2 protein-coding genes (1 of these 2 cut by a window edge) are annotated in these 16163 nt (G+C 73.3%); both read right to left on the minus strand.

Features of this window, described 5'->3' with window-relative positions; all coding sequences use genetic code 11:
• Positions 1 to 9618, minus strand: a complete 9618-nt coding sequence (locus tag ACH34S_RS20210; RefSeq protein ID WP_395954237.1) for an SDR family NAD(P)-dependent oxidoreductase — start codon at positions 9616 to 9618, stop codon at positions 1 to 3.
• Positions 9615 to 16163, minus strand: partial view of an SDR family NAD(P)-dependent oxidoreductase gene (locus ACH34S_RS20215; protein ID WP_395954238.1) — the 3' portion only. Its footprint extends 2268 nt past the window's final position; 6549 of the gene's 8817 nt are visible here — the last part of the coding sequence; the start codon falls outside the window, past its right edge — the gene reads right to left on this strand; it ends in the stop codon at positions 9615 to 9617. The genes ACH34S_RS20210 and ACH34S_RS20215 overlap by 4 nt, the downstream gene beginning before the upstream one ends.

The following is a 16163-nucleotide window of genomic DNA, read 5'->3' on the forward strand; positions in this document are numbered from 1 at the left end:
TCACAGCGTCAGCACTTCCAGTTCCTCGTCGCCGCCCGCGGCGTCGTCGTCGCCGGCGATGACGCTGAGCACGGCGAGCTGCTGGCAGATCAGGTCGGTCACCTCCAGCGCGCTCCCGCCGCCGAGCAGCAGGTCGGGCGGCACGTCGGTGGACAGGTCGGTGATGAGCCGGTTGCGCAGCTGCACGGTCATCAGCGAGTCGAGGCCCAGCTCGTTGAGCCGGGCCTGCCCGAACGAGGGCCGCAGGCCGTCGCGGTCCTCGGCGGTCAGGCCGAGCAGCGCGGCGACGCGGTCGAACAGCTCGTCCAGCACGGCGGCGCGGCCCGCGTCCGGGTCGTCCAGCACGAGCCGGGTCAGCTCCTCGGCGCGTTCCGGGTGCACGGGCGCCAGCTCGACGGTGTCGGCGGGGGCGAGGTCTGCCAGCAGCGTGTAGGGCAGGCCGCCCGCGTTCGCCGCGTGGGCGCGCCGCCAGTCGATCCGGGCGACGCCCGCGTGCGGGACGCCGGCGGTCATCAACCGGCCGAGCGCGGCCACGCCCTCGGCGCTGCCGATCCCGCCGAAACCCGACTCGGCGAACCGGTCCAGCAGCCCGGCCCGCCGGGCCATGCCCGCCTCCGACCACGGTCCCCAGCCGACGCTGAGCGCGGGCAGCCCCTGGTCGTGCCGCGTGCGGGCGAGCGAGTCGAGGTAGGAGTTGCCGATGAGGTATCCGACCTGCCCGACCGAGCCGATCACCGACGCCATCGCCGAGAACAGGACGAAGAAGTCCAGCGCCGTCCCGGCGGTGGCCTCGTGGAGGTGCCGCGCGCCGAGGACCTTGGCGGCCAGCACCGCGTCCAGCCGGTCCGGGTCGGCGTCCTCGATGATCGCGTCGTCGGTGACCCCGGCGGCGTGCACGAGGCCGCGCAGCGGCGGCAGGTCGCGGTGGATCCGGTCGAGGATCCGGTCCACCGCGTCCCGGTCGGCGACGTCGGCGGCCACGGCTTCCACGCGGACGCCCCGCTCGCGCAAGGCGTCGATCGCGGGATGCTCCCGGACGGTGCGGCCGGCGAGGACCAGCGAGCGGGCGCCGCGATCGGCCAGCCAGGTCGCCGTGGCGAGGCCGAGGCCGCCGAACCCGCCGGTGACCAGGTAGGTGGCGTCGGCGGAGAGCGCGAGCGGTGCGGCGTCGGGCAGGGCGGTCTCCCGCAGCCGCGCTTCGAGCCAGCGCCCGTCCCGTGCGCGCAGGTGGCCGGAGCCGGGCAGGCCGAGCACCGGGCCGAGCAGCGCGGGCAGCGGCAGGACCCGGTCCAGCTCCACCTGGACGCACCGCACCGCCGGGTACTCGAACGCCACCGCCCTCGTCAGCGCGGCGCGCACCGGGTCGTCGCCGGTCGAGCACAGCACCACGGTGGGGCCGCCGGCCGCGTGCAGGCGCAGGAACCGTTGCAGCAGCGCGAGATCACGCTTCGCCCGGTCCGCCAGGTCGCCGCCGGACGGCAGCAGCACCAGCCCGTGAGGTCCTTCGCCGACCGGGAGACTGTCCGGCACGTCGCCGGCGGCGAGCGTGCCGTCGTCCACCACCCATGCGCCGGGCGCCGGGTCGGCGTCGCGGACGGGACGCGTCACCGGCCGCCACTCGATCTCGTAGCGCCGCAGCGGCGGCGCCAGGAGATTCCGCAGCACCTCGCGCTGCACGGTCTGGAACCGGATCCCCTCGACCGTCACGAGCGGCTCGCCGGTCTCGGAGCTGATCCACAGGTCCATCAGCCCGTCCGCGCGCCGCCGGGCGTGGCTCCGCACCCGGCCGGGCAGCCGGTCGTAGGCGGTGACCCGGTCGATGGCCGTGGGGAAGCGCAGCACCTCCTCCTCGCCGAACGCGGCCATCACCTGCCAGCAGCCGTCCAGCACGGCCGGGTGCAGCAGGTAGGGGTGGCGCGCCGCCTCCACCTCCACCACCCCGACGGCCTCGTCGCCCGACCGTGCCAGGGCGCGCAGGCTGCGGAACGAGGGGCCGAACCCGATGCCCATCTCGTCCAGCCGCGCATAGAGCCGGTCGAGATCCGCCTCGCCGAACGGGGTCATGCCCTCATCCGGTTCCGGCGGGCCGTCGCCGCCGCGCGGCGCGTGAGCGGGGCCGCCGGGCGGCGCGGGGGCGATGGCGGCGGCCGTGACGTACTCGGTCCAGCCGTTCCCGGCGCGGCCGTAGCAGTGCACACCGTCGTGGCCGACCCGCGCCTGCACCGCCACCGGCAGGTCGTCCGGGAACGGCATGAACTCGTTGAAGGTGATGTGCCGCAGCGTCCTGACCTCGTCGCCGCCGGCGGCGCGGGCTGCGGCGAGTGCCCATTCGACCATTCCCGCGGCGGGCAGGACGGCGGTGCCGAGGAGCCGGTGCTCGCCGATGAATCCGGGCCGGTCCGGGCCGATCTCGTGCGCGAACCACCGGGCCGCCGGGTCGGCCAGCTCGACCGGCGTGCCCGCCAGCGGGTGCGCCGCCGCGTCCGGCGCGGTTCCCGGTGCGGTCCCCGGCCTGGGCGTGAGCCAGAAGTGCCTGCGCTGGAACGGGTACGTCGGCAGGTCGACCGGTGTCCCGGCGGGCAGCAGCCGCGCCCAGTCGACGTCCATGCCATGGCAGTGCGCCTCCGCCAGGCCGGTGAGGAACGTGGCGACCTCCGGCTTGTCCCGCCGGGCCAGCGCGGTCACGACCACGTCCGGGTCGCCGCTGAGCCCGTCGGTGACGAGCGTGGCCAGCGTGGCGTCGGGGCCGATCTCGACGTAGCGGGTGACGTCCTGGCCGCGCAGTTCCCGCACCCCGGCGAAGAACCGCACCGTGCCGCGCGCGTGCTCCACCCAGTACTCGGGATCGGTGAGCCGGTCGCCGACCTGCCCGGTCAGGTTGGACACCACGGGCAGCGCGGGCGGGCGGTATTCCAGGCCGTGCGCGACCCGCCGGAACTCGGCGAGCATCTCGTCGAGGTGATGGGAGTGGAACGCGTGCCGCACCCGCAGCCGCTTGGTCTTGCGCCCCTGCTCCTTCCAGCGCTGCGCGAGCGCGAGCACCGGCTCGGCGTCGCCGGAGATCACCGTGGCGCGCGGCCCGTTGACGGCCGCGATCACGACGCCGCCGTCCGGGAGCATCGCGCGCACCTCGTCCTCGCCCGCAGCCACCGAGACCATGACGCCGTTGGCGGGCGCGGCCTGCATGAGCCTGCCGCGCGCGGCGACCAGCGTGCAGGCGTCGGCCAGCGACAGCACGCCGGCGGTGTGCGCGGCGGCGATCTCGCCGATGGAGTGGCCGAGCAGGAGATCGGGCCGTACCCCGGCGTGGGTCAGCAGCCGGAACAGCGCGGTCTCGTAGGCGAACAGTGCGGGCTGCGTGTAGGCGGTGTGGTGGAGCAGGCCCGAGTCGCCGAACATGATCTCGCGCAGCCGGGGCTCGAAGTGGGCGAGCACCTCGTCCAGGGCGTCGGCGAAGACGGGGAACGCGGCGTGCAGCGCGCGCCCCATGCCGGGCCGCTGGCTGCCCTGGCCGCTGAACAGGAACGCGGTGCGCCCGGTGCCGGCGACGGCGGTGAGCAGGCCCGGTGCGCGTTCTCCGTCGGCGAGCGCGCGGAGCGCGGCGGCCGTCTCGTCTCCGGTGATCAGCGCGCGGTGCTCGAACGCGGTGCGGGTGGTGGCCATGGCGTGCGCCACCTCGCCCGGCTCGCGCCCGGAGTCCGCGAGCAGCCCGTGCAGCAGGGCGGCCTGGCCGCGCAGCGCGGCGGGGGTGCGTGCGGACAGCATCAGCGGAACCGGAAGGGCCGGGCCGGCCGGGCGGACCGCGTCGGGCGGCTGCTCGACGATCAGATGGGCGTTGGTGCCGCTGATGCCGAAGGAGGAGATGCCCGCCCGTCGCGGGTGCCCGTTCTGCCGCCATTCGACGGGCTCGGTGAGCAGCCGGACGTCCCCGGCCGTCCAGTCGACGTGCGGGGTGGGCTCGTCGACGTGCAGGGTCCTGGGCAGGACGCCGTGGCCCAGCGCGAGCACCATCTTCATCACGCCCGCCACACCGGCGGCCGCCTGCGTGTGACCGAGGTTGGACTTGACGGACCCGAGCCACAGCGGGCGGTCGCGGTCCTGCCCGTAGGTGGCCAGCAGCGCCTGCGCCTCGATGGGGTCGCCGAGCGTGGTGCCGGTGCCGTGCGCCTCGACCGCGTCCACGTCGGACGGCGACAGACCGGCGTTGGCGAGGGCCTGGCGGATGACGCGCTGCTGCGACGGGCCGTTCGGCGCGGTGAGGCCGTTGGACGCGCCGTCCTGGTTGACCGCGCTGCCCTTGATCACCGCCAGCACGGGGTGACCGTTGCGCTGGGCGTCGGACAGGCGTTCCAGGAGCAGGAGACCGGCGCCCTCGCCCCACCCGGTGCCGTCGGCCGCGGCGGCGAACGGCTTGCAGCGGCCGTCCGGCGCGAGGCCGCGCTGGCGGCTGAACTCCAGGAAGCCGCCGGGCGTGGCCATCACCGTGGCACCGCCCGCGAGCGTCAGATCGCATTCGCCGTCGCGCAGCGCCCGGCACGCGAGATGGATCGCGACCAGCGACGACGAGCACGCGGTGTCGACGGTGATCGCCGGCCCCTCCAGGCCGAGGGTGTAGGCGATGCGGCCGGACGCGACGCTCGTCGTCGTGCCCGTGAGCAGATGCCCCTCGTCCTCCTCGGCGCCGCCGTGCACGCCGTAACCATGGAAGATCACCCCGGCGAACACGCCGGTGCGGCTGCCGCGCAGCGCGGTCGGGTCGATGCCGGCCCGCTCGATGGTCTCCCATGCCGTCTCCAGCAGCAGCCGCTGCTGCGGATCGGTGGCGATCGCCTCGCGGGGCGAGATGCCGAAGAACGCGGGATCGAACTCGGCCGCGTCGTGCAGGAAACCGCCCTCCCGCGCGTAGGTGCGGCCGGGACGGTCCGGGTCCGGGTCGTACAGCTCGTCCAGCGCCCAGCCCCGGTCGGTGGGGAACCCGGTGACCGCGTCGCCGCCGCCGGCCAGGAACCGCCACAGGTCCTCGGGGGTGCGCAGGTCGCCGGGGAACCGGCAGCCCATCGCGACCACGGCGATCGGCTCGTCCCGCACCGCCGCGCCCGTGACGGCCGCGGCCTGCCGCTCGTCTCCGGCGAGCTTCGCGCGCAGATGCTCGGCCAGCTCCTCCGGGGTGGGGAAGTCGAACACGAGCGTCGGCGACAGCCGCAGCCCGGTGGCCGCCGCCAGCCGGTTGCGCAGCTCCAGCGCGGTCAGCGAGTCGAAACCGAGGTCGCGGAACGGCCTGGTCACCTCCACCCCGGCCGCCGACTGGTGCCCGAGCACCGTCGCGACCTGGGCCCGCACCAGGTCCAGCAGCGCGGGCCGGGTCGCGGCGACCGGGCCGCCCGCCGCCGTGGCCCGGACCACCGGCTTGGCCCGCAGGTCCAGCCTGGCCGGGATGAGCAGCGGGTCCCCGCCGCCCAGCGCGGCGTCGAACAGGGCCAGCGCCTGCGCGGTCGGCATGGGCGTGATTCCGGCGCGGCGCAGGCGCGCGAGGTCGGCCTCGCCGAGGTGCCCGGTGAGGCCGCTGGCCTCGGCCCAGTGCCCCCACGCCAGCGACACGGCGGCGAGTCCCCGGCTGCGGCGATGGTGCGCGAGCGCGTCCAGGAACGTGTTGGCGGCGGCGTAGTTCGCCTGCCCGGGACCGCCGGTCGTGCCCGCGAGCGACGAGAAGAGCACGAACGCGCCGACGCCTCCCGCCAGCTCGTGCAGGTGCCACGCCGCGTCGGCCTTGGGCCGCAGCACGCGGTCGACGCCCTCGGCGGTCTGGGCGGTGACGGTCGCGTCGTCGACCGTGCCCGCGGTGTGGATCACCGCGGTGAGCGGATGCTCCGCCGGTACGGCGGCGAGCACCGCCGCGAGCGCCGCCCGGTCCGCCACGTCGCACGCCGCGACGGTCACGCGCGGGTCACCGGCGAACGCCTCGGCCGGTCGGCGGCTCACCAGCAGCAGGTGCCGGCAGCCGTGGTGATCGAGCAGGTGGCGGGCCACCAGCGTGCCGAGCGTGCCCGAGCCGCCGGTGATGAGGACGGTGCCGTCCGGGTCGAGCGTGCCCGGCTCCGGTGCCGGGGTGCGGACGATCCGGGGCGCGAGAAGCCGCCCGGCGCGGATCGCGACCCGCGGTTCCCCGGTCGCCAGCGCCCGGCGGACGGCGTCCGGGTCGTCGGTGTCGGTGTCGACGATGACGAACCGGCCGGGGTTCTCGGTCTGCGCGGACCGCACGAGTCCCCAGGCGGGGGCGGTCGTCAGGTCGACGTCCTCGTCCGGTTCCGTGGCGATCGCGTGCCGGGTGACGATCGCCAGCGGCCGGTCGTCGTCTCCGGCCAGCCAGTCCTGGACGGCGGTCAGCACCCGGTGCGCGGTGGCGTGCGCCTCCGCCACGACGTCGTCGCCTCCGGACGGTTCGACCGGCAGCCAGCCGACGTCCGGTGCCTGACCGGTGCCGGTGACCGGCGTCCAGGCCAGCCGGAAGAGGGAGTTCGTGGGGACCAGCTCTTCGGGGTCGAGTTCGCGGGTGGTGACGGTCCCGACGGTCACGACCGGCTGGCCGGAAGGGTCGGTGGCCGTGAAGCCGGTGGCGGTGCGGTGGACGTGGAGTTCGCGGGCTTCCACGGCGTGCACGGACAGCCCGGTCCAGTGGTGGGCGAAATCGGGGGTGTCCAGCGCGGAGTGCAGCAGCAGCGGATGGATGAGGAACCCCGTGTGGCGCACCTCCTCGGGCAGCGCGACGACGGTGCTCTCGCTGGTGACCGGTGGCGGCGCGGGCTCCGGCGCGAGGTGGCCGGTCGCGGCGAGCGTCCATTCGCCGGCGTCGGCCGGTCGCGTGTGGACGGTGAGGCGGTCGCCGGTCACGGCCACCTGGACGGTGACGGTGTCCGCGCCGAGCGGGGCGTGCACGGCCAGCTCCGCCACGTGCGGCAGCCCGGCCCGGCCGCCCGCGTGGAGGGCCAGCTCGGCGAAGACGGCGGAGTGGTGTTCGGTCAGCCACGGGTGCGCCGAGGGCACGATGCGGCCGGTGAGGATCAGCGATTCCGCGGTCTCCACGACCGTGTCGATGAACGGGTGGCCCCCCTCGGTCAGCCAGTAGTGCCGGCGCTGGAAGGGGTAGGTGGGGAGGTCGACGAGGTTGCCGTCGATGTTCCAGTCGATGTCGATGCCGTGGGTGTAGGCGTCGGCGAGGGCGCGGTCGAAGCCGTCGTCGTTGCGGCGGAGCGTGTGCAGGTCGGTGGCGAGGATGGGATGCGGGCTGATTTCGATGAAGGTGGCGTCACCCGCCGTTTGGACGGCCTGGTGGTATTGGACGGTGTGGCGGAGGTTGCGGTACCAGTAGTCGGCGTCCAGCGTGCTGGTGTCGATTTCTTCACCGGTGAGGGTGGAGATAAAGGTGATCTTCGCCGAGCCGGGTTGGATTGCCTGTAGTGCCTGGCGGATTTCGTCCTCGATCGCCTCGATATGGGGGGAGTGGGAGGCGTAGTCGACGGGGATCAGTTTCGCGTCGTCGAGTGCGTGGAGTGCTTCGGTGTCGCCGGAGACGACCGTGGTGTTCGGTCCGTTGATGGCTGCGATGCTGAGGCGCGGGTCGAGGGTGAGCTGGTCGGCGGGGGAGTTGACCGAGGCCATGCCGCCCGTGCCGGCCAGGCGGGCTAACGCTCTGGCGCGTAAGGCCACGATTTTCGCGGCGTCGTCGAGAGTCAGAGCTCCCGCGACGCAGGCGGCGGCGATTTCTCCCTGGGAATGACCGATCACCGCGTTGGGCGTGACACCGTGTGATTCCCAGACCGCTGCCAGCGAGACCATCATCGCGAACAACGCGGGCTGAACTTGCTCGACCTTTTCCAGATCGGGGTCGCGGATATCGACGTAGGGCGCGAGGGCTTCGACGCATTCGTTCATGCGTGCGGCGAAGACCTTGTTGGTGCGGGCCAGCTCCCGGCCCATGCCGATCCACTGCGAGCCCTGGCCGGGGAAGACGAACACGATCTTCTCGGCGGGCCTACCCGAGCCGATGACGGTCTGGCCGCCGTCGAGGATCACCGCGCGGTGCTGGAACCGGGCGCGCCTGGTCAGCGTGTAGGCGACGTCCAGCGGGTTCAGGCCGGCCGCCGCCGTGCGAACCTGCGCCACCGCCGCCTCGAGCGCGGCCGGTGAGGCGGCGCTGACGGGCCAGGGCGCCGGCCCCGGCTCGGAGCCGGCGGCGTCGGCCGCGACGTGTTCGAGGATGAGGTGGGCGTTGGTGCCGCTGATGCCGAAGGAGGACACGCCCGCGCGGCGCGGACGCCCGCTGTCCGGCCAGGGCGCCGGCTCGGTGAGGAGCCGGACGTCTCCGGTCGTCCAGTCGACGTGCGGGGTGGGCTCGTCGACGTGCAGCGTCTGCGGAAGCAGACCGCGCCGCATCGCGAGGATCATCTTGATGACGCCCGCGATGCCCGCCGCGGCCTGGGTGTGGCCGATGTTCGATTTGATCGAGCCGAGCCACAGTGGACGGTCGCGGTCCTGCCCGTAGGTGTCGAGGAGCGCCTGGGCCTCGATCGGATCGCCCAGCGTGGTTCCGGTGCCGTGCGCCTCCACCGCGTCCACATCGGGGGCCGACAGCCGCGCGTTGGCCAGGGCCTGCCGGATCACGCGTTGCTGGGACGGGCCGTTGGGCGCGGTGAGGCCGTTGGACGCGCCGTCCTGGTTGACGGCGCTGCCGCGCAAGAGGGCGAGCACGGGGTGATGGTTGCGTTCGGCGTCCGACAGGCGCTCCAGCAGCACCAGACCGGCGCCCTCACCCCAGCCGGCGCCGTCGGCGGCGGCGGCGAAGGACTTGCATCGCCCATCGGGTGCCTGGCCGCGCTGGCGGCTGAACTCGATGAACGCGGCCGGAGTCGCCATGACGGTGACGCCCCCCGCCAGCGCGAGGGAACATTCCCCTTGCCGCAGCGACTGGGCGGCCAGATGCATGGCGACCAACGACGACGAGCAGGCCGTGTCGATCGAGACCGCCGGGCCCTCCAGCCCGAGCGCGTAGGCGATGCGGCCCGACGCGACGCTGCTCATCCCACCGGTCGCGACGTACCCCGCCATCTCCGGTGACGGTTCGCGCATCCGGCTCAGATAGTCCTGCGGGATCACGCCCGCGAACACGCCGGTGTCGGTGCCGCGCAACGAGGCCGGGTCGATTCCCGCGCGTTCGAGCGTCTCCCACGCCACCTCCAGCAGCAGGCGCTGCTGCGGGTCGGTGGCCAGAGCCTCGCGCGGGCTGATGCCGAAGAACTCCGCGTCGAACTCGGCGGCGTCGTGCAGGAAACCACCGGTTCTCGTGTACGACTTGCCCGGCTGGTCCGGGTCGGGGTCGTAGATCGCGTCGACGTCCCAGCCCCGGTCGGCCGGGAACTCGGTGACCGCGTCCCCGCCCTCGGCCAGCAGCCGCCACAGGTCCTCCGGTGTCCGCACGCCGCCGGGGAACCGGCACCCGAGCGCCACGACCGCGATCGGTTCCGTGGCGCGGCGTTCGACCTCGTGCAGGTGCTGCCTGGTCTGGCGCAGCTCGGTGGTGGCCTGCCGCAGGTAGGCGCGGAGCTTCTCTTCGTTCGTCGTCATTTGCCATCAACCCAATTGGACGTCTGCGTGACTTCGCCGGGCGGGATCAGCAGCTCGTGGTCGAGCGCTTCGAACAGTTCGTCGTCGGTGGCGAGATCGAACTCGGCACCGTTGGCGGCACCGCCGTGCTCGGCGCTCAGCCGCTTCAGCAGTTCCTGGAGCCGGGCGGCCACCGCGGCGCCGTGCCCGTTGCCGAGGGCGGCCAGCGACGCGTCCACCTGATCCAGTGCCGCGGTGAGCACCGCCAGCGGATCCGCCGCGCCCGGGGCGATCCGGTCGTCCAGCAGCACGGCGATCGCGGTCGGCGTCGGATGGTCGAACACCAGCGTCGGCGGGAGCCGCAGCCCGGTCGCCGTCGCCAGCCGGTTGCGGAGCTCCACCGCGGTCAGGGAGTCGAAACCCAGGTCCTTGAACGGCCGCGCGGCGTCCAGCGCGCTCGGATCGGCGTGCCCGAGCACCGTCGCGACGTGGCCGAGCACCAGTTCGAGCAGCACCTGCCGCCGCCGCGCCGCCGGCAGCGCCGCGACCCGGTCCGCGAACCCCGCGCCGCCCTCGTCCGCCGCGGTGGCGCGGCGGGGCGGCACGCGCACCAGGCCGCGCAGGACCGCCTGCAGCGACCCGCCGGCCGCGACGTCGCGCAGCCCGCGCAGGTCGAGGCGTGCGGGCATCAGCAGCGGATGCGGATCGGCCAGCGCGCCGCCGAACAACGCCAGAGCGTCCGGCGTGGACAGCGCGTCGTTGCCGCCCCGGCCGAGCCGCGCGAGGTCGGTCTCCTCCAGGTGGCCGGTCATTCCGCTCGCGTCGACCCAGTAACCCCAGGCCAGCGTCGTCGCCGCGAGACCGCGGCTGCGGCGGTGGTGGGCGAGCGCGTCGAGGAAGGTGTTGCCGGCGGCGTAGTTCGCCTGCCCGGCCGCGCCGATCGTGCCGGCCAGCGAGGAGAACAGGACGAACTCGGCCACGTCGCCGGTGAGCTCGTGCAGGTTCCAGGCGGCGTCCACCTTCGGGCGCAGCACCGCGTCGACCTGGTCCTGTCTGAGCGTGCTCAGCACACCGTCGTCCAGGGCACCGGCGGCGTGGACGACGGTGGTGAGCGGGTGCTCCTTCGGGACGGCGTCCAGAACCGCCTTCAGCGCCTCCCGGTCCGCGGCGTCGCAGGCGACCACGTCGGCGTGGGCGCCGAGTCCGGCGAGTTCCTCGCGCAGGCCGCCGCTGTCCTTGCCGGTGCGGCTGACCAGCAGCAGCCGCCTGACGCCGTGCTGCTCGACGAGATGCCGGGCGACGCGGGACCCGATGGTGCCGGTGCCGCCGGTGATGAGGGTCGTGCCGTCCGGGTCACGCGGCACCGGGAACGTCAGGACGAGCTTGCCGATGTGCCTGGCCTGGCTGAAGTGCCGGAACGCCTGCTTCGCGTGCCGGACGTCCCACGCGGTCAGCGGCAGCGGCCGCAGCACGCCCTCGTCGAACAGCTCCCGCAGTTCCGCGAAGAGGGTGCGGATCCGCTCCATGCCGGCGTCCATCGTGTCGAACGCCTGGTAGCGGACATCGGGATGGTCGGCGGGATCGCGGATGTCGGTCTTGCCCATTTCGATGAAGCGTCCGCCGGGTTTGAGGAGTTGGAGGGAGGCGTCGACGTGCTGGTGGGCGAGTGAGTTGAGGACGATGTCGACGGGTGGGAATTGGGTGGTGTAGTCGAGGTTGCGGGTGCTGGCGAGGTGGGTGGGGTGGATGTCGAGTGCGTGCCATTTGGTGGGGTGGGCGGTGGCGTGGATGGTGGCGCCGGTGTGGTGGGCGAGTTGGGTTGCGGCCATGCCGACGCCGCCGGCGGCGGAGTGGATGAGGATGGTGTCGGTGGGGCGGAGCCGGGCCAGGTCGTGCAGGGCGTAGTGGGCGGTGAGGAATGCCACGGGTACGGTCGCCGCCTCGGCGAACGACCATCCGGCGGGGATACCGGTTAACAGCCGGTGATCGGTGATCGCGAGGGGACCGGTCGCGGCGAACAGCCCCATGACGCGGTCGCCGGGCGCGAGGTCCGTGACGTCCGGGGCCGTCTCGGTGACGACACCGGCGCCCTCGCCGCCGACCGACCGGGCGTCCCGCACCATGCCGAGCGCCACGGCGACGTCACGGAAGTTCAGCCCCGCCGCCCGCATCGCGACCCGCACCTGCCCGGGTGCCAGCGGCTCCCGGGCCTCGGGCCACGGCGCCAAGGTCAGGTCGTCCAGGCTCCCGCCCCGCGTGACGTCCAGCCGCCAGTCGCCGTCGGGCAGGGTGAGCACGTCGCCGCGGTGGCGGCGCGCCAGCCGCGGGACGAGCGCCCGGCCCGCGCGGATCGCGATCTGTGGCTCGCCTGTCGCCAGCGCACGGTGCAGGATGCCGGCGTCGTCGGTGTCGGTGTCGATGATGACGAACCGGCCGGGGTTCTCGGTCTGCGCCGACCGCAGCAGCCCCCAGACCGGCGCCGCGCCGAGCGACCGGACGTCCTCGGCGGGATGCGTCGCGACCGCGTGCCGCGTGACGACCACGAGCGGGGTGTCGGCGGCGAGATGCGCACGAAGGTGCTCAAGAACCCGGAGCGTGGTCGCATGCGCGCCGGCGGGGACGTCAGCGTGCGCGTCGGTGGGCGCGTCGACGAACAGCCGGTCGCCGCCGGGGTCGGGTGCCTCGTCGGGCAGCGGGACCGGTGTCCAGTCCAGCTGGAACAGCCACTCGTCGTGCGTGTTCAGGGCGCCGGCCGTCATGGGGCGCAGCACGAGCGTGTCGATCGCGATCACCGCCGCGCCGGTCGGGTCCGTGGCCGTGAGGGAGACCCGGTCCCCGGCCGTCCGGTCGAGCCGGACCCGCAGCGCGGTGGCGTCGGTGGCGTGCAGCGACAGGCCGGACCACGTGAACGGCAGGTGCAGCGTGCTCGACTCCTCGGTCAGCGCCAGCGGATGCAGCGCGGCGTCCAGGAGCGCCGGATGGACGCCGAACCCCGCGACCTGCTGCGGCAGCACGAGTTCCGCGTACGTGGTGGTGCCGTCCTGCCAGACCCGCTGCGCACACCGGAACGCCGGCCCGTAGTGGTAGCCGCGATCGGCCAGGTCCTCGTACAGACCGGTCGCGTCGAGCTCGACGGCGCCGGGCGACGGCCAGTCCGCCGCCGGGGGCGGCGGCGCCGGCGCCGCAGGCGACAGCGACGCCGTGGCGTGCAGGGACCACTCGCCGCCGTCCCGGCGGGAATGGGTGGTGAGGGTGCGCAGGCCGGTGTCGTCCGGTGGCGTCACGGTGACTTGAATTTCCGTGGGCTGCGGCCCAAGGACCAGAGGGGCGTGCAGGGTCAGCTCGTCGACACCCGGGCAGTCCACCCGCAGGCCGGCGTGCAGCGCCAGCTCGGCGAACGCCGTACCGGGCAGCAACGGCGTTCCCTGCACCGCATGGTCGGCCAGCCAAGGATGGGTGTCCAGGGACAACCGCCCACTGAGGACCAGTTCGCCGTCGGCCGTCTCGATGGCGGACGTCAGGAACGGGTGCCCGGTGACGGTCGGCGCGTCGAGCCAGTAGCGGCGGCGCTGGAAGGGATAGGTGGGCAGGTCGACGAGGTTGCCGCTGATGCGCCAGTCGATGTTGATGCCGTGGACGTAGGCGTGGGCGAGCGCCGGGGCGAAGTCGTCCTCGTCGCGGCGGAGTGTGTGCAGGTCGGTGGCGAGGATGGGGTGGGGGCTGATTTCGATGAGGGTGGCGTCGCCGGCCGACTGGACGGCTTGGTGGTATTGGACGGTGTGGCGGAGGTTGCGGTACCAGTAGTCGGCGTCCAGTTCCCCGGTGTCGATTTCCTGGCCGGTGAGGGTGGAGATGAAAGTGATGTGGGATTGGCGTGGTGCGATGTCGTGGAGTGCGTCGCGGATGTCGTTTTCGATCGCCTCGATGTGGGGGGAGTGTGAGGCGTAGTCGACGGGAATGATTTTCGCGTCGTCGAGTGCGTCGAGTGCGTGGAGTGCTTCGGTGTCGCCGGAGACGACCGTGGTGTTCGGCCCGTTGATGGCGGCGATGCTGAGGCGTGGGTCGAGATCGAGTTGGTCGGCGGGCAGGTTGAGGGATGCCATGCCGCCGGTTCCGGCGAGGCGGGTGAGGGCTTTGGCGCGTAGCGCGACGATTTTCGCCGCGTCGTCGAGGGTGAGGGCGCCTGCGACGCAGGCGGCGGCGATTTCTCCTTGAGAATGGCCGATGACGGCGTCGGGTTTCACGCCGTGCGCTTCCCACACCGCGGCGAGGGAGACCATCATGGCGAACAGCGCGGGCTGGATCTGGTCGACCTTTTCCAGGTCGGGGTCGCGGATATCGACGTACGGGGCGAGTGCTTCTGTGCACTCGTTCATGCGGTTGGCGAAGACTTCGTTGGTGCGGGCGAGTTCCTGGCCCATGCCGATCCACTGCGAGCCCTGGCCGGGGAAGACGAACACGATCTTCTTGGGTGTTGCGCCCGGTCCGGTAATGACCTGGCCGCCGTCGAGGATCACCGCGCGGTGCTGGAACTGGGGGCGCCTGGTCAGCGTGTAGGCCACGTCGGCGGGGTTCAGATCGGCGGCTGCCGTGCGGAGCTGCGCCACCGCCGTTTCGAGTGCCTCCGGCGAGGTCGCACTGACAGGCCAGGGAGCCGGTCCCGGTGGGGAATCCGGGGCATCGGTCGTGACGTGTTCGAGGATGAGATGGGCGTTGGTCCCGCTGACCCCGAACGACGACACACCGGCCCGGCGCGGGCGGTCCTGCTCCGGCCAGGGCGTGTGCTCGGTGAGCAGCCGCACGTCGCCGGTCTCCCAGTCGACATGCGGTGTGGGTTCGTCCACGTGCAGCGTCTGGGGCAGCAGACCGTGCCGCATTGCGAGAACCATCTTGATCACGCCGGCCACCCCGGCCGCCGCGCCCGTGTGGCCGAGGTTGGACTTGATGGAGCCGAGCCAGAGTGGGTGGTCGCGGTCCTGCCCGTAGATGCCGAGGAGCGCTTGCGCCTCGATGGGGTCGCCGAGTGTGGTTCCGGTGCCATGCGCCTCGACCGCGTCCACGTCGGACGGTGACAGCCGGGCGTTGGCCAGCGCCTGCCGGATCACGCGTTGCTGCGACGGGCCGTTGGGCGCGGTGAGACCGTTCGACGCGCCGTCCTGGTTCGTCGCGCTTCCCCGGACGACGGCGAGCACCGGGTGGCCGTGCCGCCGCGCGTCGGACAGGCGTTCCAGCAGGACGAGACCGGCGCCCTCGCCCCAGCCGGTGCCGTCGGCGGCGGCCGCGAACGCCTTGCAGCGGCCGTCCGGCGCGAGGCCGCGCTGGCGGCTGAACTCGATGAAGGCGCCGGGGGTGGACATCACCGTCGTCCCGCCCGCGAGGGCGAGCGTGCATTCACTGTCCCGCAGCGCCTGGCACGCCAGGTGGATCGCGACCAGCGAGGACGAGCAGGCGGTGTCCACAGTGATCGCCGGGCCCTGGAGGCCGAGCGTGTAGGCGACCCGGCCGGATGCGACACTGCCCATCCCACCGGTGATCAGGTAACCCTCGACGTCCCGGGGCGGCCGCTGGATGCGAGTGACGTAATCCTGGGACGCGAGGCCGGCGAACACCCCGACCGGGGCGCCGCGCAGCGAGGACGGGTCGATGCCCGCTCGTTCGATGGTCTCCCACGCCGTTTCCAGCAGCAGCCGCTGCTGTGGATCCGTGGCCATCGCCTCGCGGGGTGAGATGCCGAAGAACTCCGGATCGAAATCGGCGGCGTCGTAGAGGAACCCGCCCTCGCGGGCGTAGGTCTTGCCCGGCTGGTCGGGGTCCGGGTCGTAGAGGTCCGCGATGTCCCAGCCGCGGTCGGCAGGGAACGGCGCGATGGCGTCCTCCTTCGCCATCAGCAGCCGCCACAGGTCTTCCGGCGACCGCGCGCCGCCCGGATAGCGGCAGCCCATGGCGACGATCGCGATCGGCTCGTCCGCCGCCGCGGACCCCGGCAGGTACGGGACGGCATCGTCGCCCGTCCCCGTCGTCCGGGCCCACAGGTGTTCCGCCAGTGCACGCGGGGTCGGATGGTCGAAGGCGAGCGTCGGTGGGAGCCGCAGGTCCGTCGCCGACGTCAGGCGGTTCCGCAGATCGACGGCCGTGATGGAGTCGAAGCCCAGATCCCGGAACGGACGGTCCGGGTCGATCGCGTCGACGTCCGGGTGGCCCAGCACCGCGGCGACGCACGCGAGGACCAGATCCTCGGTCTCGGCGGGCCCGGTCAGCCGGCTGGCCGGGGTGCCCTGGACGGCGGGGATGTGCGGCGCGGTCACGGTCGGCGGGGTGTGTGAGTCGAGCCAGTAGCGCTGGTGCTGGAAGGGATAGGTGGGCAGGTCTACGAGGTTGCCGTCGATGTTCCAGCGCACGTCCACGCCCTGGACGTAGGCCCGCGCGAGTGCCTTGGTGAAGTCATCGTCGTCGCGGCGCAGGGTGCCGAGTTCGGTGGCGAGGATCGGGTGCGGGCTGACCTCGATGAAGACGGCGTCGCCCGCTGCCTGGACCGCTTGGTGGTACTGAACCGGGTGACGCAGATT

Origin of the sequence: Actinomadura sp. 3N508 (genome assembly GCF_044326375.1) — a bacterium.
Classification (GTDB): Bacteria; Actinomycetota; Actinomycetes; order Streptosporangiales; family Streptosporangiaceae; genus Spirillospora.